This window comes from Photobacterium makurazakiensis (assembly GCF_050336715.1).
Lineage (GTDB): Bacteria > Pseudomonadota > Gammaproteobacteria > Enterobacterales > Vibrionaceae > Photobacterium > Photobacterium makurazakiensis.
Genome location: NZ_JAKJSJ010000049.1, coordinates 1 through 20888, shown reverse-complemented (window position 1 = coordinate 20888; position 20888 = coordinate 1). Strand labels below are relative to the sequence as shown.

Genomic DNA, 20888 nt, shown 5'->3' with positions numbered 1-20888 from the left:
ATGAAAATAAGACTGCCACGGTTTGCCTTTGGTTTAAGGCTTAAATTTATCCTCATCGCAAGCCTATTATTAACCTTACCGTGGCTAGGCTTTAACTATGTGCTTGAAATGGAGAAACTGTTACGCCAAGGGCAAGAGCAAACGCTTATTGGTACGACTCGTGCCGTCGCAACGGCACTGAATGAGCGCCCGAAACTCTTTAATGACCAAGCTAGCTTTTTACAGTCAGTCAAAAAAGGGCGAGATCTTTATGCTTATGATCTTTCCAGTCCAATAAAACTGGATGGCCAGCTTACGGACTGGGCTGATTATGATGACAAACTCGTGAATTATGGTCGAGATTACGTGCAATTTAGTCGTCGGCCATATAACAAAAACAGTATTAGTTTTCGCCACCTGGTCGGGAAATACGACGGCTATCTGTATGCCGCCTTTGAGGTTATAGATCCCCGCCCGATCATGCGGCGTAAAGGTTCATTACGCGTAGATAGAAATGATCATCTTATTATTGCGATGACATCACCCAGCGGGGAATTCCACCGTTACGTCATCTCAGCCTATGAAGATGGCTGGATAAATGCCTTTAATATCAATGGAGAGATAAGTGACCCTTCATCACTCGTACTTGAAAACCAAATCCAAGGATTTTGGCGCAGCACCGACAAAGGTTACAACATTGAACTCCGAATTCCATTAAATATACTCGGCAATAAGCTTGGGTTTGCGTTTTATGATGTAAACAACGATCGCAATCGTGATATTGACACCATTATAGGAACATCAAATACCAATCACCTCAACCGCTTAGGATCTGTGCTTGTACCGTCTCCTGAAATCGAAAAAATAGTAAAAGGTATGGGACACACCAGTTCACGTATTTGGGTCATAGACCGCCATCAGCGAATACTGGCACAAACTGGGGATATACAAGATTCAAACGGTGTTTGGTCATCGTCAGTTAAATATAATAGTGATGCCTCATCATGGTTATCGACGCTCGAAGAAAAAATATTACACCCTCTCTACTACCGCTTTCTCATTAACGAACCAGAAGAGTTTAAAGATGCTTTGAAAGATGCAGCTCAAGTAAAAGGGGTACACGTATCGCAAGCATTACAAGGTCGTGGATATTCATATTGGCGTCAATCAGATGATGGTAAAGCGATGATCTTAGCCGCAGCCTACCCCATTTGGCTCAGTGACAACGTAATGGGAGCTGTTATTGCAGAAGAATCGACCATCGGCATTCAAACACTTCGAAACCGTGCGCTAGAAAAATTACTTAACGTCATTATCGCTATTATTGTTATAGGCACCCTAACTCTTTTCCTGTTCGCCTCAAAGATTTCAGGCAGAATCCGTTGCCTACGAGATGAAGCTGAGCGCGCGATTGATAGTCAGGGGCGGATTCAACAAGCAATAGTCCCTTCGAATGACACTGATGAAATTGGTGATCTTAGCCGCAGCATATCGGCAATGGTCGGCAGGCTTGGACACTACAACCATTACCTAGAGAATCTATCATCACGGTTATCTCATGAACTCCGTACACCTGTGGCCGTAGTACGATCTTCGATTGAAAACTTAGCGATGCAACCACAAGATGAAGACTCACAGCGTTATATCGACCGTGCTCAAGAAGGAGTCCATCGGCTGAGTACTATTTTATCAAGCATGACAGAAGCGACACGTATTGAGCAAAGCCTACAGGGTGCCGAAAAGGAAGTGTTCCCGCTCAATGAACTGGTAAATGGCTGTCTGCAAGGCTATCAAATGGCTTACGCAGAACAACTCTTTATTGTCGATGCTAACGAAGAGATCATGATTGAAGGTGCGCCCGATTACCTTGCACAACTACTCGATAAGTTAGTCGCCAACGCCGTTGATTTTAGTTTACTTGATACGCCTATTTCTGTTTCATTAAAGCGTTTTGAAGACCAAGTTCAACTGACTGTGAGTAACATTGGGCCATTGCTGCCCGAAGATATGGCTGATCAGTTACTTAATTCAATGGTTTCAGTGCGGAGTCAACATAAGCAAAACAAACCCCATTTAGGGCTAGGCTTATTCATTGCGAGGCTGATTACTGAGTTTCATCATGGGAACATCAAACTGCAGAATAGAAAAGATAAGCAAGGTGTCGATGTAGTGATTGTTTTACCAGTGCTTGGAATAAAAGCAGAAAAGTAATCACGCTATATGTTGTTTAATAAAAGCACTTCCAGGTGCTATACAGTTTTACGCCATTACTGCTGCTGTAAACAAACCAATCGCAGCAGCAATGGCAACAACGACTAAAACTACTTCAAAAAGCATTTCTCGCATAAAACCTACTTGTGGTCAGAAAAAACAATGGGCCGTAAAGCACGAAAAATACTCTACGTAATTCAACCTTATTGATATTACTCTTTTCGCCTAAATCTAACCTGAACAGTTTTTAAGGTTAACCAAGCTCACCACCACTATTCGACGCACTATACAAATAACAACTATAAGCATGAAAAATATAACTTTTTATGCGACCCACTTCGATTTACACAACACCTCCATTTGCTTTAAACATAGAGAGCCCCCGATATATAACCTTTACTGACAGCTCTCATTCAGGAATATTTAGCACATGAGATGTTTTATATATCTAGCTTTGGTTTTCTTTCCACTTCATAGCCAAGCTGAAGATAATACAAAACTGCCACTAAATCAGTATAGTGCATTGAATGTACTCGCTAAGTTCAGCGTTAGTTCCATTGAGTTGCCTATCGGTTCAAGTGAGAATGCTAATACGTTAAAAGGGGATGACCTAAATCAAAATACAATTAGGGATGACTTTGAAAGAGCATTACTTTGCCGTTATACGCAACCTGAGTTTGTCGCTATGGGAGTATTAGCAGCAATAAAGTGGTCACAGTTATTAAATCTAGATTCAAATAACGTTGAACAGTTACAGTCTAATGAAATTCACGAAATCCTTAATAGTAATATCGCTATATCACAGTGCTATGAGCAACTTTCTGACATAGAGCCTTCACTACCGGCATCCATTGGCAGCTATTTCAATAATCAACAACGGCAGCAAGCAAAGAAGAATGCCTTAAAAACATTATCATCCCAGCTATCAGGTTCACCCCAAATAACGTCACAATACACACAGCCTTGTGATGTATTTAACGTACTCGCTGAAGAAGCATTAAAACAACCATTAATACTTACACATACTGGCTATTCGTTTTGATCTACCACTTGCTCATCTGATAAATCACCCTTCCAGGCACCTTGCTTTAAGGATTCCGTTTGCGCCATTAAGTCTTGTTCTTTTTTCTCTATCGCTTGATATTGTGATTCGCAAACATGCTTAGTTACCTGATCATGACCATAAGTCTCCATACAACGGTCAATATAGTCATCATATGGCATAAGCAATGCCTCCGCACTTGCAAGCTGTGGAGCTACGGATGCAAAAAAAACAGCGATAAGCCAAATACACGTACGTAATAGGTTGCGGTAAACACTCATAATCACTCCACACTCAACAGCATTGTATTAAGCAAAGATGATTTATGACTAAAGTGCCAGTATAGAAATGAGACAAGAGAAGCACTAGTGCTTCTCTTGTATAAGGGAATTACTTGGGTTTAGGAACTAGCCACGGTAATAGTTCTGCGGTACAAACGGCATTTTCTCTACCGTCATTGGTAATTTCTTACCACGCACTTCCGCGAAAATCTCAGTACCGATCACTGCAAGGTCTGTCTGCACATATGCCATTGCAACTGGCGCACCTTTGGTTGGACCGAATGTACCACTCGTTACGATGCCCACTTCGTTGTCGTCTGCATCAAACAACTTGCTGCCTTCACGAACGGGCGCTTTAGACTGTCCAAGTAAACCAATACGCTTACGTACAACGTCTTTAGTTTTAATCTGCTCTAGGATAATGTCCGCACCTGGGAAACCACTAGCACGCTCACCGTCAGCACGACGTGGCTTACTAATACCCCAAAGTAGGCTCGCTTCTACAGGTGTTGTCGTTGTATCAAGATCGTGACCATACAAGCAAAGGCCACACTCAAGGCGAAGTGAATCACGTGCACCAAGGCCAATCCACTCAACTTCTTCTTCACCAAGTAATGCACGAGCTAACTCATCAGCTTTATTCGCTGGAACAGAAATTTCGTAACCATCTTCGCCGGTGTAGCCAGAGCGGCTCACCAAACACTCAGCACCAACTAACTCAAGTGATACTGCATCCATGAATACCATGTCGGCTACTGCAGGGTTAAGGCGCGCTAACACTGCAGCCGCTTTTGGTCCTTGCAACGCAAGCAAAGCACGATCTTCAATGATTTCCATCGTCACATCTGCAGGTAAGTGTGCTTGAATGTGGGCAATGTCTTGATCTTTACAAGCAGCGTTAACGACAACAAATAGGTGATCACCAAAGTTGGTCACCATTAGGTCATCAAGAATACCGCCCTGTTCATTAGTGAAGAATGCATAACGCTGCTTACCAGCAGGTAAGTCAATAATATCAACAGGTACAAGCGCTTCAATCGCCTTCGCTGCATTCTCACCATGCAATCGAAGCTGGCCCATATGAGACACATCGAACAACCCTGCCGCCTCACGACAATGAATGTGTTCTTTACGTACACCTAACGCATACTGAACTGGCATGTCATAGCCAGCAAAGGGAACCATTTTAGCGCCCATTTCGACGTGTAGTGCGTGTAGAGGTGTTACCAGTAGATCTTGAGACATACGTTTATACTCCATACACCGCCAGCATGCGGCGATATTCCATATCAGCTGTTACAATCATGTTAAGCACAGTTTCCTATAATAAACAAAGTTTATTGATATTCGTACCGTTCTACATCACATAATTACTGTTAAAACAAATCTTTTTAATGCTAAAACCTCATGGTTAAGCAGTCAGCATTCCCTAATGCCTAAACCAATTCCCATTGATGGCAATTGTTAATCTTCATCTATTCTTTAACATTCATCTGAAGCACCTCGATTCTCCGTGGCTCTCAAATCTCAGAGCAAAAATCGAACTAATAAATCTATCAATATTATTGAGATGTCATTAAGACGCAGTCACCCATAAGATGTGTGCATCTTCGTCACTCACGGAAACTAGCATATGCCCCATCCCGGCATCATAGTAAACAGAATCGCCATCACTTAGATTCACGGGTTCATAGAATTCAGAGAAAAACGTTATCTCTCCTTCTAGTACCAGTAAAAACTCTTCTCCATCATGGCGAATCCAGTCGGAGTAATCTTCAAATGCACGGGCTCGAATACGTGATTTAAACGGCATCATTTTTTTATTCGTTAACTGAACCGCTAATAATTCATGCTCATAAGTCGTCGTAGGATGAGGCTTTCCTTCATCGCTACGAGTAATATCTCGTCGCCCTGTCGCTTTAATTTGCTTTGGCGGCGCGAAAAGCTGTGGAATATCAACACCTAACCCACCCGCCAACTTCTGCATAGCCTGAAAAGTCGGTGAAATCTGCTCATTCTCGATTTTTGACAAAGTCGAGCGTGCAAGGCCCGTTCGCTTACTCGCCTCTTCCAATGTCAGCCCATGAGCAGTACGAATTTCTTTTAATCGCTTACCCAACTGCAATGGTTTTATTTTTTCTGACTTATCGGCTTCTTGCTCTTTTACCACATTCATTGAAGGGTAAATATCAACGGGTTGATCGTTGCTCATGTCATCCATCCTTGGTTACTGCTGTATCTTCATTTTGGCATAGTGACACGGAAACTTAAAAGTTATCGCGATAAAAAAGTATGACATAGGCAGCATAATTGAAACAAAGTTTCCAAAAGGAAACTCGTGATTATTTAAGCTAATATCCAAAAATATCACGCCACATCTTCGCACTGAAGCACGTCTTTTTCTTGCAAACAAAAATGAACATCAAATTACGCACCAGCCCTTACTATCAAAGGGGTTAGCAACAAATTTAACCCGTCATCAACAAGCTAAAACAACCCATATATCTTGACTTAATTGGCCATATGATAGAAATTTAGATGACAAAAGGCAAACGTTTGCGTAACATTAAGACCATTAAAGTGTATGACATTCCACTATTGGAAATTTTTGTTTGATCGGCTATCTATAGAAGGGTATGTTACGCACTTGTTAGGGTTGAATTGGAGCGCTCACTCCAATTAACCACTAAAAAAACAATAAGCGAACGGCATTATCCATAACAACTTAACACGCAATAGCTCGATAAAAAGGACAATCCTTCAAGAGCGCGATTTGAGGATAACGTGAAATGAAAGCTTCATACCAAAACCATGATTTAGATGTCTTTTTCTCAACAAATCTTGCTGAGATAGACGGTGCAGTGAACGCAGGTATTACCGCAGAGCTGAACCGCCAGAACCAGCAGATTGAGTTAATCGCTTCTGAGAACATAGTCTCAAAGGCAGTTATGCAAGCGCAAGGTACTTGCCTGACTAATAAATATGCTGAAGGCTATGCGGGTCGTCGTTACTATGGCGGCTGTGAACATGTCGATGAAGTTGAACGAATTGCTATTGCCCGAGCCAAACAACTTTTCCAATGTGAATATGTGAATGTTCAGCCTCACTCTGGTGCTCAAGCCAATGGCGCGGTAATGCTCGCCCTACTTCAGCCTGGTGATACAATTCTTGGTATGTCGCTTGATGCCGGTGGTCACCTTACACACGGTGCGCGACCTGCACTATCAGGCAAATGGTTTGATGCTGTTCAATACGGTGTTGAAAAAGATACTTGTGAAATTAACTACGATGCTGTGCGTGAGCTGGCAATCGAAAGTAAGCCTAAAATGATCATTGCTGGCGGTTCGGCAATTCCACGCCAAATCGATTTTGCAAAATTCCGTGCGATAGCGGACGAGGTAGGTGCTTACCTAATGGTTGATATGGCTCACATCGCTGGCCTTATCGCGGCAGGTGAACACCCAAGTCCACTACCGCATGCCCACGTAGTTACAACAACTACGCACAAGACATTACGTGGCCCACGCGGTGGCATGATTCTTACCAATCATGAAGACATCAATAAGAAAATTAATTCAGCCGTATTCCCTGGTCTTCAGGGCGGTCCTTTGATGCATGTTATTGCGGGTAAAGCAGTTGCGCTTGGTGAAGCCCTAGAGCCTGAATTCAAGCTTTATATCAAGAATGTGATCAGTAACGCGAAAGTACTCGCTGAAGTCCTTCAAGCTCGCGGGTGCGATATAGTTACCAATGGTACCGATACTCACCTGATGCTGGTTGACCTACGTCCGAAAGGACTAAAAGGCAATCAAGTTGAAGAAGCTCTTGAAAGAGCAGGCATTACTTGTAATAAAAATGGTATTCCTTTCGATCCTGAAAAACCGATGGTAACGTCAGGTATTCGTTTAGGTACACCAGCAGGCACTAGCCGTGGTTTCGGCAACGACGAATTCAAACAAATTGGTGAATGGATTGGCGATGTCCTTGATGGGCTAGCTGCAAATCCTGAAGATAACAGTGCTATTGAGCAGAAAGTGAAGCAGCAGGTACAAAAACTGTGTGGCCGCTTCCCTTTATACCAATAACATAAAAGAAAAAATAAATTTGAAATGCTAGGTTAGGCTCTCCTAACCTAGAAAAATAATCAATATCTGCGGAAAAAATTGCGTAAGGAGTTTTACATGGAAAATACACTGAAGTTCGCTGAAAGCCACGAGTGGGTACGTGACAATGGTGACGGTACTATCACAATGGGTATCTCAAACCACGCTCAAAGTCTTCTAGGTGATGTTGTATTTGTAGACCTACCAGAAGTGGGCGACACTACTGAAGCTGGTGAGTCTTTCTCACTTGTTGAATCAGTTAAAGCAGCTTCTGATATTTATGCACCGGTAACAGGCGAAATCGTTGAGATTAACGAAGAGCTAGAAGACAGCCCTGAGTTAGTAAACGAAGAACCGTATGAAGGTGGCTGGATTGCTAAGATTAAAATCGAAGATGTTGAAGAGCTTAGCAAGCTAATCGAAGGTGAGAAATACCTAGCGACCATCGAAGAAGATTAATGATTTAACGGCTTTTTTGTTCACAGGAAAGCCGTTTTGCTACTTTGGTAGCGAATAACATTCTCTCGATGACCCATAGCTATTGCAATAAGCTCACATGCAATAGGTAGTAACTTGTTCAGGAAAGAACCATGACCGACATGACTCTTCTAAATGCATTAAGTGACGATACAGAATTTGCAAGTCGTCACAATGGCCCAGATTCAGCACAACAAAAAATGATGCTGGAAACCATTGGTGTTGCAAGCGTTGATCAGCTGATCGAAGAAACCGTACCGGCAGGCATTCGCCTTCCCGAGCCTATGACGCTCGACCTGCCACAAAGCGAAGCGGACATGCTCGCAAGCCTAAAGGCCATTGCAAGCAAAAATACCATTAACCGCAGCTTTATCGGTCAGGGTTACTACAATACGTTAACGCCTAACGTTATCCTTCGTAATGTACTAGAAAACCCAGGTTGGTATACCGCTTACACACCTTACCAGCCAGAAATCTCGCAAGGCCGCCTTGAGTCACTGCTTAACTATCAGCAGATGATCATGGACCTGACAGGTATGGAGCTAGCAAACGCTTCACTACTTGACGAAGCTACCGCAGCGGCAGAAGCAATGACGCTTTGTCAGCGTGCAGGTAAGAATAAAAGCAAAGCGTTCTTCATTTCGAACGATTTGCACCCACAAACGGTTGATGTCGTGCGCACTCGTGCGGGCTACATTGGTATCGAAATCATCACAGGTTCAGTTGATGAATTAGATAACCACGATGTATTTGGCGCACTTGTTCAGTACCCAGGTACCACAGGTAACGTTGCTGACCTAACCGAAACCATCGAAAAAGCACACGCGAAGAAAACCCTTGTTGCTGTCGCTTCTGATCTATTAGCCCTTACCCTATTGAAGTCTCCAGGTGAGATGGGCGCAGATGTCGTTGTAGGCTCTGCCCAGCGCTTTGGTGTTCCAATGGGCTTTGGTGGCCCACACGCTGGTTTCATGTCAACGAAAGACAAGCACAAGCGTACGATGCCAGGTCGTGTTATTGGTGTATCGAAAGATACTCACGACAACCAAGCACTACGCATGGCAATGCAAACGCGCGAACAGCATATTCGTCGTGAAAAAGCGACATCGAATATTTGTACCGCTCAAGCACTACTTGCCAACATGGCAGCTTTCTATGCCCTTTATCACGGACCTGAAGGTCTGCGTAAAATTGGCCGCCGTGTACACCACCTAACTGCGATTCTTGCTGCTGGCCTACGTAACTCTGGTATCGAGCTAGCAAACGACAGCTTCTTCGACACCATTACACTAAACACTGGCAAGAAGACGACCGAATTCTACAACAAGGCGGTTGATGCTGGCATCAACCTACGCAAGTTCCCATCTGGTACTCAGCTAGGTATTAGCCTTGACGAAACAACCAAGGTTGAAGATGTTGAAGAGCTACTAGCCCTATTTAGCGGCAACGAGCTTAAAGCTTCAATGTTCACCGCGGATATTGCAAGTGACGAATTCGCAGCAATCCCTGAAAGCTGCCGTCGTACTAGCGAGTACCTAACTCACACAGTATTTAACCAGTACCACAGTGAAACGCTAATGATGCGTTACATGAAAAAGCTGGAAAACAAAGATTACTCGCTAACTCACGGTATGATCCCATTGGGAAGCTGTACCATGAAGCTGAATGCAGCTGCTGAGATGATCCCTGTGACATGGCCTGAATTCGGTCAATTACACCCGTTTGCACCAGCAGACCAAGCAACAGGTTATGCTGAACTTGCTGATAAGCTATCTGAAATGCTGTGTTCTATCACAGGCTACGATGCATTCTCACTTCAGCCAAACTCTGGTGCACAAGGTGAATACGCAGGTCTAATCGCGATTCAGCGTTACCATGAATCTAATGGCGATGCGCACCGTAACGTGTGTCTGATCCCAAGCTCTGCACACGGTACAAACCCTGCGTCTGCTGCAATGGTTTCTATGAAAGTTGTAGTGGTTGGCTGTGATGACCTAGGTAACATCGATGTTGAAGATCTAAAAGCGAAGATCGAAAAACACCGTGACAACCTATCATGCATCATGATCACCTACCCTTCTACTCACGGTGTATACGAAGAAGCCGTACAAGAAGTGTGTGAGCTAGTACACGAAGCTGGCGGTCAGGTTTACCTAGATGGCGCGAACATGAACGCACAGGTTGGTCTAACTAACCCAGGCTTCATTGGTTCAGACGTTTCTCACCTTAACTTGCACAAAACCTTCTGTATCCCACACGGTGGTGGTGGTCCAGGTATGGGTCCTATTGGTGTTAAATCACACCTTGCACCTTTCCTACCAGGTCATGTTGAGAATAATGAAAGCGAACAGCAGCAGTATGCTGTCTCTGCCGCTGACTTAGGCTCTGCGTCAATTCTGCCAATTTCTTACGCTTATATCGCTATGATGGGTGAAGAAGGTCTAACAGAAGCGACTAAACTAGCAATCCTGAACGCTAACTACGTAATGGAGCGTCTACGTCCACACTACCCTGTGCTATATCGTGGTACTCACGGTCGTATTGCACACGAATGTATTGTTGATATTCGCCCAATTAAAGAAGCATCTGGTATCTCAGAAGAAGACGTTGCTAAGCGTCTAATGGACTACGGTTTCCACGCTCCAACCATGTCGTTCCCAGTTGCGGGTACACTAATGATTGAGCCAACGGAATCTGAAGACATTGCAGAGCTAGACCGTTTCTGTGAAGCGATGATTGCTATTCGCCACGAAATTGCTCGCGTTCAAGACGGTGAGTGGGATCTGAAAGACAATCCACTAGTTAACGCACCACACACTCAAGTCGACTTAATGGCTTCTGAGTGGGATCGCGCCTACAGCCGTGAATTAGGTTGCTTCCCATCAGCACACACTAAAGCGGCGAAATACTGGCCGACAGTAAACCGCGTTGATAACGTGTTTGGTGACCGTAACTTAGTTTGTTCTTGCCCTAGTATCGAGAACTACATCGAAGATTAAGGTTAACTTAACCTGACACTCAAAAGGCGAACCATTTGGTTCGCCTTTTCTTTTAACAAAATGCTTCAACAGTAGCTCTTTAATTAATGTTTTAGCTTACTATTGGATACTCTCGTACCTATTTTTTTACCTGAACAATTGATTAGATAACTATTGCAACACCACCGGGTCTACTTATGCAGGTATATAAAATATAGGTGGAGATTCATGATAATAAACAGTACAACTGCATTAATAATCTATGCTACTACCACATCAGGAAAAATTAAAACCTCCATTGAATAATTAACATTTTGTTATTAGTAATACTGAAGGTTGATTTCGAGCACTGACAGTATCTATCTAATATAGATATGACTAGATGAGAAATAAACCTGGGCAGAAAAAAGTCTGCCCAAATTTAACCTTACGAGTACTCGCTATATTTAAGTAACTTCCTACAAGTAAAACAGAATCAAATCACAATGCATAAATACCCTTTACTTCTGAAGAAATGACTGAGTAAGTTGATTTAGTTTTATATTACCGCCAATACCTTCTCCACCAGTCGCCTGCCAAAAGTTTTGGCTTTCAATACTACCGCTATTGTAGGTTTTATGTTGGCCGTCAGTACGAGTAAAGTTTATTATATTAAAGTTCAGTTCAGCATCTAGACTAGATGTCAGCCCCTCACGAGTTGAAAGAACAACGACTAATCCTCGGAAATCTTTTTGTGACAGAGTATGATCAGGAGTACGGGAAATGAAACTCTCATCTCTACGCCACTGATCCCAGATGGCAAGGCTATCTGCATCCCAAAGTCCGGCATGTTCGCCCGTAGGATCACTAATATAGCCTGCAAGATATTTTTCAATTGCATTCATCCTGCTACCTGCACCAGCTAAAATCCCTTCAACACCCCATTCCCAATGGGACGTTGGAGGTGGGACAATAAAGTTCCCGTACTGATGGAACATTTCATGCAATGTGGCATCCAAATGCATTGCCTTCATAACCTTGTTGTCATCATTTAGAGAAGCATACAATACAGCAACCCCTTTCAGCCTCCCTTCTGAACCGAAAGAAAGTGCGTTATCAAATACTGAACGCTTACCCAAGCCAGTTACGCTATTACTTACGGTTAAATATTGACCATATGGCATGCCTTCGGGCAAATCGCTTCTATCGAGATAAACCCAAATAAAATCAAAATCATCTTCAAACTGAGTATATATTTTTTGGGTCATATCGATGACATTTTGATACCCATCATCACTGAAAAGATCAGCACTTGACCACGAGTTAAATTTTTCTTGTGAAACCTGATACAGCGCATAATTGTTATGCTGGCTAACCACCAACTCATCGTTTTCTTCTGGCGCTAATATTTGAATATATATCAGGTGACTACGGCTCCACTGCCCTTCACTATTCTGAACCTGCAAGCTAATAACATAAGGGGAACCTGGATCAGTGTGCATTATAGATTCAGATACCTGAGGAGCAGTGAAAGACTGATGAGCAAGGCTATTATCCTTCATGACAAAAACGCCTTCGCCGTTCGGTAATGTTTGTGGCGTTAAATCCCACCAGAAAAAACTCTCAATCTCCATCCCATTCACATCATAAGAGTGGGCCTTCGCATCTAAGGTGAATGTTTCTCCTGATCTTACAGTTATTACTTCACCATAGGGGTATGAATCAATCGATTCACCTCCTACTGACGGCATTACTGGATTAAAGGGGGCTCCTACTACTACCTTACTAAACGTCAATAATATGACTAATAAAAAGATATATGCCGATGATATTGGCAGTGTACAGTTCCATCTCATTATAACTTCTCCTAAAAACTGATTATAAAAGTCAAAAGAACACGCTATTACAAGCGATTCTTGACTTCTAATAAATTAAATACCCAGTTACAAATAAAGACAAATCGAAAGTTACTGCATTATTAATTTTTGAATGGAGGTAACACTTTGTGATTAAAAATATAAAACTTACAAATTAAAACTTATATTTAATTGCAATGGCTTAGTTATATAACGGGAATAAATAACAATAAAACAACCAAATACAAAGAAAATAGTTATGCTAACATTATGAATAATTCGTATAATTCATGCATAAGTCAATTTCACTATAAATATATTGTTCTTTATTTTCGCTCAATAATGATTTAGGAGGTGGAGCAGAAAAGTTGAGTTGACTCCTTTTACTACTTACTGACGATTTACACTAACAGTTTTACCATACTTTTTCTCATGTATCGTTGAAAGTATCTACCGCTTCCCTTTACCTTAACGTTTAAGACTTATTGTCCATCATTGAATCGCCACAAACTTGATGGGTGGATAAAGTAAAGGTAAGGCATAGATGCTTGATTCAGATCGTTGGCGGTAATTAGGGCTGGATAATTTTTCTATACTGAGCATCCGATCAACTCAGGTGTTATCATAACGCTTAAAGCAGAACACCAATTAGGCGAAACAAACACTTGAATAGCGCATTCTTTCATCGCAGTCGACATATTCTGTATTTCATGTTGCATCGACTTAAAGCCAGTGGATTGCAGATGCTGGCCAGCTTTCTCCTTGTACGAAGTGCACTAATTACATTATTTGTCCCATTCGATTTATGGATCAGCTCCAAACTAATGGGTTTTTATGGCGTAAGTGCAATTGCCAACCAAGAGTTACTCGCTTTCTTCCTCTCACCAGCAGGATTTTTGCTCAGCTTGTGGTTTGTTACGCAGCTAAGCTTTGCTTTTTTCGTGGAGCAATCTGCGATTAGCATCTTGTTAGCCCAACATGATTTAGGCAAACGCTCGATTTTAGATACCTTTGGACTCATTATTCAGCGAAGTTTCCGGGTGGTTAAGGTCGTTCTTGCACAATCGATTGGGATTAGTTTGCTTTTTGCCACCTTGGTTTGGTGTGGGCGCTGGATCTATGGACTCATGCTCAATGACTGGGATATTAATTATTACCTCAGTAATCAAATGAGCTCACTGTGGATTGCCGTTGGCTTATTGATTTTGATCACTTTACCGTGTGTATTGTTGGTTCTTCGCTATTGGGCAAGCTGGTGGCTCGCATTACCATTGAGTCTTTTTCAAAACTGTTCCCAATGGCAGCTTTTCAAGCAAGCTCAGCGTTTAAGCCAAGCTATCTATATGCACATTGTAATAGGTCATATTGTTTGGTTATTCGGTCGAGTGGCCATTACTGCGATTTTCGCCAGCAGTATTTTATTTGCACTTGAACCAATACTGCACTGGGCAACGTCTGATCCAGATCGCTACCCATGGCTCGTTTTCGCAAGTCTATTACTGCTTGGGGTTACGCTACTGCTGAGTTTTGTCGACCGCTTTATTTACGCAAGTTGTCAATACTATGTGCTGCGCTTGCAAACAAAACGCCTCAAATTGGTCAATGACCAAGCGCGTTTTATTGGGCTAAAACAAAATACACAGCGCCGTGCATTACTAAGCAGTGTCATGTTATTGCTTATTGTGTTTGCTTCGATCAATGGTTACTCAGATGTTCGTAATTTCGTCAATCATATACAAACAGATACATCGGGCTATGTCACTGCGCACCGCGGTGGTGGCTTCATGCACCCAGAAAACAGTGAAGCAGGTATACAATATTCAATTTCATTAGGCATCCAAAGCACAGAAATTGATGTGCAGATAACCAAAGACGGGCAAGTCGTAGTGTTTCACGACCGCGATTTAGGCCGTCTGCTTGGCGCCCCTTTGGTGGTTGAAGACTCTAATTATTCTGAAATTGTCGCAGCCTATCAGGAATATAACCGTATCCCCCCGCCCTTATTAACGCAGCTATTAGATGATTACGCTCAAGATATCGAATTCAATATTGAATTAAAGCGCTACAACCAAAGCTTTGATCTTGCCCTCGCAATGGCTGAATTACTGCCGAACTATCAGCAAGCCATGATTGTATCGAGCCTTGATGTAGAGCTACTTGCGCGATTAATGAGGGAGGTAGAGGCTAGGCGCCCCGAACAACTCCGTTACGCACTTATCTATGCAGCCAGTGTTGGAGAAGCTGAAATCGAGCGAGAAGTAGATATGCTAATGGTAAGCGATCAATGGCTCAATGCCTGGCGAATCATAGAAATACAACAGCGTGGACAAGAGGTTTTAGTTTGGACCATTAACAATTCAGCGGCCATGCAGCGGCTGTTTTTACTTGGTGTGGATGGGATTATTACTGATGAGCCTAAGCTTGCTTTGGATACCAAATCCGTCCTTGAAAGTATGGATTTTTCCGATCGAGCATTACTCACTTTGCGTCACTGGTTGTCACTCTAAACGGAAGTGACAACCGATTAAAAATGGGTGATGATCGACGTTTTTCGTCGAGAGCATCATAAGTAGTCATAAAATATTTACTGCACCTCCTTGTGCAGTCTGCCGCTACCCATTAAACGCTTGATGAAATGTTACCTCACCAGCAGGTATTGTTGATTCGTTATTGCCTAACGGATGAATCAAAAAATATTCAGCAGGGACACCCGGTAGTATTAGGTTTGAGTTGGCTTTAAAACCAAAGCGGCCGTAGTACTCGGGCGAACCAAGTAACACAATACCTTCTGCGCCATGCGCTTTGATTTTATCCATACCGGCTTGTATTAGCTGGCTACCAATCCCCTCACCTTGACGAGCTGGTTTTACCGAAACAGGGCCCAGCCCAAACCAACTTGATTCAGCCCCACTGATGCTCACAGGAGAAAATGCGATGTGGCCGATAATGCCGGTTTCGTCTTCTGCAACCAAAGACAACACTAGCGCTCCAGCATTACGGAGCTTGTTAATAATTAAATGCTCTGTCGGTTTAGCCCCTGGAGCATGATGAGGGTGATTTTCAAACGYGCGATAAGTTAACGTCTCTATCGCGTTATTGTCTGATGCCATTTGTGCTCTGATGTTCATTCTTAACCTTTCTTTTTCAAGTACACACAGTACTTATCGATGTTCTAGCCAATTCAGATATGCCCTACTCTGGCTTTCCTTGTATGCTTTCCTTGTAGTGATGAGCGCACTATAAACTGTGAAGCTTTAGTCAGGTCAAGAATGATTTTGACCATCAATGGAAATGAACAAATGGAATCCTATACCAATACATTCTGTGACTTACGTCTTATATCTGTTATTTGTTCAATAAATCTGTATAATTCGCCGCCTAATAATTCGCACTTTCATTGCTGTTGATTTAGACCCAACACAAAGCGATTCATTAATTTTAATACCTAGGAATACTTCTTTGATATCTACCGCAAACATCACCATGCAATTTGGCGCAGAGCCTTTATTTGAAAACATTTCTGCTAAGTTTGGTAACGGAAACCGTTACGGCTTAATCGGGGCCAATGGATGTGGTAAATCAACGTTCATGAAGATTCTTAGCGGCGCATTAACCCCTAGCTCTGGCAACGTTTCTATCACTCCAGGATTGAAACTTGGCGTATTGAGCCAAGATCAGTTTGCTTTTGAGCAACACAACGTTATCGATGTTGTGATCATGGGTGATCGTAGACTTTGGGAAGTCAAAAAAGAACGTGACCGTATTTACTCTCTTCCAGAGATGAGTGAAGAAGACGGTATGGCCGTTGCTGAGCTTGAAAGCGAATTCGCAGAAATGGACGGCTACACTGCAGAAAGCCGTGCGGGCGATATCTTGCTGCAAGCGGGTATCGAAGAAGAGTTTCACTTCGGTTTAATGCAGAACGTTGCACCAGGTTGGAAACTGCGCGTGCTATTGGCACAGGCACTTTTCGCTAACCCAGACATTTTGTTACTGGATGAACCAACGAACAACTTGGACATTCACACAATCAGTTGGCTTGCTGAAGAATTGAACCAACGTAAGTGCACAATGATCATCATTTCGCACGACCGTCACTTCTTAAACTCAGTGTGTACGCACATGGCGGATATCGACTACGGCGAACTGCGTATCTACCCAGGTAACTACGAGTATTTCCTTGAAGCATCAGGACTTATTCGTGAGCAATTGCTGGCAAGTAATGCGAAAAAAGCGGCTGAGATTAGTGAATTACAAGATTTCGTTAATCGATTCGGTGCGAACGCTTCTAAAGCAAAACAAGCCAGTTCTCGTGCGAAAAAGATGGATAAAATTAAGCTAGATGAAGTTAAGTCAACTAGCCGTATTAGTCCATCTATTGATTTTGGTGAAGGTAAAAAACTTCACCGCCAAGCGCTTGAACTAAAAGACTTAGGCCATGGCTTTGACGGTGAGCAACTATTCAACGGCGGTAATTTACTGTTAGAGGCTGGTACTCGTTTAGCGGTAATTGGTGAAAACGGTGTTGGTAAAACAACGTTACTACGCTGCCTAGTTAACGAATTAGAGCAAAACACTGGTATTGTAAAATGGTCTGAAAATGCTTCTATCGGCTATTGCCCACAAGATAGTACGGCTGATTTTGATAATGACCTAAGTATCTTCGATTGGATTTCGCAATGGCGTACAAGCAAGCACGATGACTTGATGGTTCGTGGTATTTTGGGTCGCTTGTTGTTCACCGCCGATGATGCTAACAAGAAAGCTAAAAACTGTTCTGGTGGTGAAAAAAACCGCCTACTGTTTGGTAAGTTAATGATGCAAGATATCAACGTTCTGGTTATGGATGAACCAACAAACCACATGGATATGGAAGCGATTGAAGCATTGAATAACGCACTTAAGGGTTATCAAGGTACGCTTATTTTTGTCAGCCATGACCGCGAGTTCGTATCATCGCTTGCAACGTCGATTATTGATGTTAAAGACAAGAAACTCGTAAACTTCCAAGGTACTTATGATGAGTACCTTGCACATCAGCATAAGATGCTAGGCACCGTATAAGTATTACTCCTAGACATAAACAATATACCTAAAGGCCGCGGTTGCAAATTATGCAACCGCGGCCTTTAATGTATGCCATTCGCCATGACCTAAATACTGAAAGCCAATTCCCCCAACACCGCGGGAGTTCTAACTTTCATTGCGTACCATGGAAGTTACCCGTAATTAGGCTCCCTTCGAGTAATCACTCAACGCTTTTTTAATGTTATCAGCTGCAAAACTGCTGTTGCGAAAGCTGATAGTATAATCCCGACCCAAAGAGTACTTTTTATCGCCTCACCTGTCATCACAATAGACAACAGAGCAACAAATGCAGGGCTTAAGTATATATATGCTGAGATATTAACGGGACTCATATAAGTGCTGGCTTTTTGGTATAAATAAGAGGTAAGAAATGTCGCTGCAATCGCTAAATAAGCCATACTCGGGTAATAATCACTTTTTAGTGAATGCCAATTGAGGTCAATATCTACGACTACAACTGCAATCAGTGTCCAAATAACCCCTCCGAATAGGTTCGCAAAGGTCATGATAGTCACATCATCATCACGGTAAAGTCGCTTCATCGCAATGGTGTAGCAAGCCATGAAAACGACACCAACAAGAAAAACCAAATCACCTTGGTTTAGATTAAATTCACGAAGGTGCTGTAAATTCCCTTCAAATATAACCCAAAGTGTTCCTATCATACCTAATAAATAGATCACTAAAATCTTTATAGTTAGCTTGTGTTTTAGTAAAAGTACGCTGAATATTGCCGTTACTAAAGGGGTTAGCGTATAAATTGATCCGACATTAAGTGTTGTTGTCGTTAGCATCGCTGCGAAGTTACAAACAAAATAACCACAAAAAAAGAAACTGATAACTAAGCTTCGGGGCAAAACGCGTTTAAAAGATTTCCAGCTATTTTTCCGCATAAGAACAATAGGAAAAAGTATTAAAGCAGCAATCGTAAATCGCATAAGATTCAATGAAATCGGATGGAGTTGGTCTGACACATTTGCTGTCGCAATGAATGAACCTGCAATCACTAAGGTTGCTAAAATGACATACAAGTGCCCTTTCAACTGACTATTCATATTTAATTTGTACCTAATCAATTACTGCTTGGCGAGAACCCGTTGAAAAATAATCTTGCTCATCAGTATTCTGACTAGAAATGTAAGCAAGTACCTTGTTTTCAAGTATTTTTATTGTATGGCGAAGCTTGTAAGCTTTTTGTCTGTGGATGTTAGCACAACCAGAGGAAGTCAATTTCATTTTAGGCACTATCATTTACCTTGGCATTTAGTTTTAAACGAGTAAAGAAGTGTACAAGTTAAAGTTAACATTAAGTCAAGTGTATTGTTTAACGTTACTCACTCAATAGATTTACTGTTCAAAATAATATTATGCACAGTGCTACAGGTTAAAACCGTCAGAAATCAAATTCTCCACCAGATAAATTAAGGCATTTTGAGTTATATGTCATGCGGTTTAAAACCTCATTTGGGACATATATAACAACATTATCAGCATAAGTTATTTTTGCTGACGTAATAACACCACATGTAATCGTTGAGTTATTTTTCCATACATTACTCCAGTATGGGTGCGCCCCCTTACCGGCCGGTAATGTTTCGTTAAATACCAGCGTATTAAGCCAAGTTTTATTTGGGTGATTTATCTGTATGACTCCCTTTGCATCGTAAGCCTGTACATAAAAGTTGATTGTTGCTATCGGGTGTGGCGATGTGTTTCTAAAGTAGATCCTAAAACCAATATCACCATTATTGTTTATCTGTGATGTTCCATAGTTAGTTATAGCAATCAACATTTTAGGATCAGCTTCTGCTTGCACTTCAAATTGACTCTTCATAGTACAACCCGACAACAGCAAGCCCACCACAAAACCCAATACGACATTATCGGAGCCGCGACAAGACGAGACTGGTTCTCTATTATTTTGAGTACTGAGCACCTTACTATTGTTAATGCTATTAAGCATCATGTTGATTATCCTGAAACGCACATTGATTACGTTCTGTTAGTTTAAATTTCAATAACAAAGAAAACTAGCGCTGAATGTAGTTAGAGACAGGCTGATACAATATTTATTATGCTAAATGGACCTTTAAGCTGCTCCATCAGTCAGTCGCTTTATTCATGTAAGGTTCCAATCTGCATCATTCATCTGTAAAGTATGACGGTGATACCTAAGTGAAAAATTATTTCTCTAAGGTAGCCATAAAATGAACTCCGCCCTTTACGTTTCTGACATCAAACGATGCAATTACATCATATACTGTAAGAAGCGAGTGGGTTTGCAAAGTAAAAATGAGTATTGAACAAATGAACAATGAATCTGATGTAATCGATAGCCTTGAAAAATTAGAGCAATTTCTAATTTCGATTGAAGATGGAGGCCTTGGCCTTAAAGATGTTGCTGGTGTTGGCATGGCGACTAATAATTCTGATGGTCGTCATTTTGTCGCTGTTTTCGATAATAACCAGAAACTTCTTCTAGGCCGTTGGGTTACTCAAGACGTATACGAAAACGGCAAAGATATTGTACGTAATGGCCCTAAAAGAAAAACACACTAACGCTGTTACTTTTTGATAAAAGCAAGATAACGCTGTCAGTTAATCGCTGATGGCGTTTTATAGACAACAACAGAAAGCACTATTGCAACTGTAATATTGCGGGTTTGTTGAACAGAAGCAATACAAGCTAGCACAGTATCAACCACACTTCCCTTCGCTAGGCTAGCATCTTACCAACCATTTTTACTAATCAATTAAAGGGGATGAAAACAGAAATTCAGTATCATAAATTAGTTTATAGCTAATTAACCAGGTTATATTTCATACAAATAATAATACTTCGAGTAGTGCTTTTTGCACGCTCATGGGAAGCATATTTATGCTAGCTTCTATGT

16 protein-coding genes are annotated in these 20888 nt (G+C 41.9%); 8 read left to right on the top strand and 8 right to left on the bottom strand.

Annotation, left to right across the window (positions count from 1 at the left end):
- Window positions 1-2190, top strand: a complete 2190-nt coding sequence (gene pdsS, locus L4D09_RS20345) for a proteobacterial dedicated sortase system histidine kinase (protein ID WP_428459361.1) — start codon at window positions 1-3, stop codon at window positions 2188-2190.
- A 430-nt stretch (window positions 2191-2620) separates the two neighbouring features.
- Window positions 2621-3232, top strand: coding sequence for a hypothetical protein (locus L4D09_RS20340; protein ID WP_428459360.1), 612 nt, complete (start codon window positions 2621-2623; stop codon window positions 3230-3232).
- Here the strand turns inward: L4D09_RS20340 and L4D09_RS20335 are convergent.
- From L4D09_RS20335 to L4D09_RS20325, 3 genes are all read right to left on the bottom strand, one after another.
- Complete coding sequence (locus L4D09_RS20335) at window positions 3220-3513, bottom strand: hypothetical protein (RefSeq protein WP_428459359.1); 294 nt, start codon at window positions 3511-3513, stop codon at window positions 3220-3222. The two genes, L4D09_RS20340 and L4D09_RS20335, sit on opposite strands and share 13 nt — an antisense overlap.
- Window positions 3514-3639: 126 nt before the next feature.
- Window positions 3640-4758: a glycine cleavage system aminomethyltransferase GcvT gene (gene gcvT / locus L4D09_RS20330; RefSeq protein ID WP_428459358.1), complete on the bottom strand. Its 1119-nt coding sequence runs from the start codon at window positions 4756-4758 to the stop codon at window positions 3640-3642.
- A 331-nt stretch (window positions 4759-5089) separates the two neighbouring features.
- On the bottom strand, window positions 5090-5725 hold the full coding sequence (locus L4D09_RS20325; protein ID WP_428459357.1) for a helix-turn-helix domain-containing protein: 636 nt from the start codon (window positions 5723-5725) through the stop codon (window positions 5090-5092).
- Between the two features lie 577 nt (window positions 5726-6302).
- Here L4D09_RS20325 and L4D09_RS20320 point away from each other — a divergent pair.
- From L4D09_RS20320 to gcvP, 3 genes are all read left to right on the top strand, one after another.
- The gene (locus L4D09_RS20320) at window positions 6303-7598 is read left to right on the top strand and encodes a serine hydroxymethyltransferase (RefSeq protein WP_428459356.1); all 1296 of its coding nucleotides are present in this window, start codon (window positions 6303-6305) and stop codon (window positions 7596-7598) included.
- 96 nt (window positions 7599-7694) lie between these two features.
- Window positions 7695-8075 carry a glycine cleavage system protein GcvH gene (gene gcvH, locus L4D09_RS20315; protein WP_428459355.1) on the top strand — a complete coding sequence of 127 codons (381 nt, stop codon included), beginning with the start codon at window positions 7695-7697 and terminating at the stop codon, window positions 8073-8075.
- Window positions 8076-8206: 131 nt separating this feature from the next.
- Window positions 8207-11092 (top strand): aminomethyl-transferring glycine dehydrogenase, encoded by a 2886-nt coding sequence (gene gcvP, locus L4D09_RS20310; protein WP_428459354.1) that lies wholly within the window; start codon window positions 8207-8209, stop codon window positions 11090-11092.
- Window positions 11093-11571: 479 nt separating this feature from the next.
- Here the strand turns inward: gcvP and L4D09_RS20305 are convergent, their stop codons facing one another.
- The gene (locus L4D09_RS20305; RefSeq protein ID WP_428459353.1) at window positions 11572-12906 is read right to left on the bottom strand and encodes a hypothetical protein; all 1335 of its coding nucleotides are present in this window, start codon (window positions 12904-12906) and stop codon (window positions 11572-11574) included.
- Between the two features lie 743 nt (window positions 12907-13649).
- Here L4D09_RS20305 and L4D09_RS20300 point away from each other — a divergent pair.
- Window positions 13650-15413, top strand: a complete 1764-nt coding sequence (locus tag L4D09_RS20300) for a glycerophosphodiester phosphodiesterase (RefSeq protein WP_428459352.1) — start codon at window positions 13650-13652, stop codon at window positions 15411-15413.
- A gap of 105 nt (window positions 15414-15518) precedes the next feature.
- Here the strand turns inward: L4D09_RS20300 and L4D09_RS20295 are convergent, their stop codons facing one another.
- The gene (locus tag L4D09_RS20295; protein WP_428459351.1) at window positions 15519-16034 is read right to left on the bottom strand and encodes a GNAT family N-acetyltransferase; all 516 of its coding nucleotides are present in this window, start codon (window positions 16032-16034) and stop codon (window positions 15519-15521) included.
- A gap of 331 nt (window positions 16035-16365) precedes the next feature.
- Here L4D09_RS20295 and L4D09_RS20290 point away from each other — a divergent pair, with 331 nt between their 5' ends.
- Entirely contained in the window at window positions 16366-17970 is a 1605-nt protein-coding gene (locus L4D09_RS20290; protein ID WP_428459350.1) for an ABC-F family ATPase, read from the top strand.
- Window positions 17971-18158: 188 nt separating this feature from the next.
- Here L4D09_RS20290 and L4D09_RS20285 read toward each other — a convergent pair whose 3' ends face one another.
- The 3 genes from L4D09_RS20285 to L4D09_RS20275 form a co-directional block, all read right to left on the bottom strand.
- Window positions 18159-19049, bottom strand: a complete 891-nt coding sequence (locus tag L4D09_RS20285; RefSeq protein WP_428459349.1) for a DMT family transporter — start codon at window positions 19047-19049, stop codon at window positions 18159-18161.
- Between the two features lie 13 nt (window positions 19050-19062).
- On the bottom strand, window positions 19063-19230 hold the full coding sequence (locus tag L4D09_RS20280) for a hypothetical protein (protein WP_428459348.1): 168 nt from the start codon (window positions 19228-19230) through the stop codon (window positions 19063-19065).
- A gap of 157 nt (window positions 19231-19387) precedes the next feature.
- Entirely contained in the window at window positions 19388-19960 is a 573-nt protein-coding gene (locus L4D09_RS20275; RefSeq protein ID WP_428459347.1) for a hypothetical protein, read from the bottom strand.
- Window positions 19961-20301: 341 nt separating this feature from the next.
- Here L4D09_RS20275 and L4D09_RS20270 point away from each other — a divergent pair, with 341 nt between their 5' ends.
- Complete coding sequence (locus L4D09_RS20270) at window positions 20302-20553, top strand: hypothetical protein (RefSeq protein ID WP_428459385.1); 252 nt, start codon at window positions 20302-20304, stop codon at window positions 20551-20553.
- Window positions 20554-20888: the final 335 nt, after the last annotated feature.

Bases quoted from the DNA above. Each gene is read 5' to 3' on its own strand.
- L4D09_RS20335 (WP_428459359.1), bottom strand. From the start codon at position 3,513: ATGAGTGTTTACCGCAACCTATTACGTACGTGTATTTGGCTTATCGCT.
- L4D09_RS20275 (WP_428459347.1), bottom strand. From the start codon at position 19,960: ATGATGCTTAATAGCATTAACAATAGTAAGGTGCTCAGTACTCAAAAT.
- L4D09_RS20305 (WP_428459353.1), bottom strand. From the start codon at position 12,906: ATGAGATGGAACTGTACACTGCCAATATCATCGGCATATATCTTTTTA.
- gcvH (WP_428459355.1), top strand. From the start codon at position 7,695: ATGGAAAATACACTGAAGTTCGCTGAAAGCCACGAGTGGGTACGTGAC.
- L4D09_RS20300 (WP_428459352.1), top strand. From the start codon at position 13,650: ATGCTGGCCAGCTTTCTCCTTGTACGAAGTGCACTAATTACATTATTT.
- gcvP (WP_428459354.1), top strand. From the start codon at position 8,207: ATGACCGACATGACTCTTCTAAATGCATTAAGTGACGATACAGAATTT.
- L4D09_RS20270 (WP_428459385.1), top strand. From the start codon at position 20,302: ATGAACAATGAATCTGATGTAATCGATAGCCTTGAAAAATTAGAGCAA.
- L4D09_RS20340 (WP_428459360.1), top strand. From the start codon at position 2,621: ATGAGATGTTTTATATATCTAGCTTTGGTTTTCTTTCCACTTCATAGC.
- L4D09_RS20280 (WP_428459348.1), bottom strand. From the start codon at position 19,230: ATGAAATTGACTTCCTCTGGTTGTGCTAACATCCACAGACAAAAAGCT.
- L4D09_RS20320 (WP_428459356.1), top strand. From the start codon at position 6,303: ATGAAAGCTTCATACCAAAACCATGATTTAGATGTCTTTTTCTCAACA.
- pdsS (WP_428459361.1), top strand. From the start codon at position 1: ATGAAAATAAGACTGCCACGGTTTGCCTTTGGTTTAAGGCTTAAATTT.
- L4D09_RS20285 (WP_428459349.1), bottom strand. From the start codon at position 19,049: ATGAATAGTCAGTTGAAAGGGCACTTGTATGTCATTTTAGCAACCTTA.
- gcvT (WP_428459358.1), bottom strand. From the start codon at position 4,758: ATGTCTCAAGATCTACTGGTAACACCTCTACACGCACTACACGTCGAA.
- L4D09_RS20325 (WP_428459357.1), bottom strand. From the start codon at position 5,725: ATGAGCAACGATCAACCCGTTGATATTTACCCTTCAATGAATGTGGTA.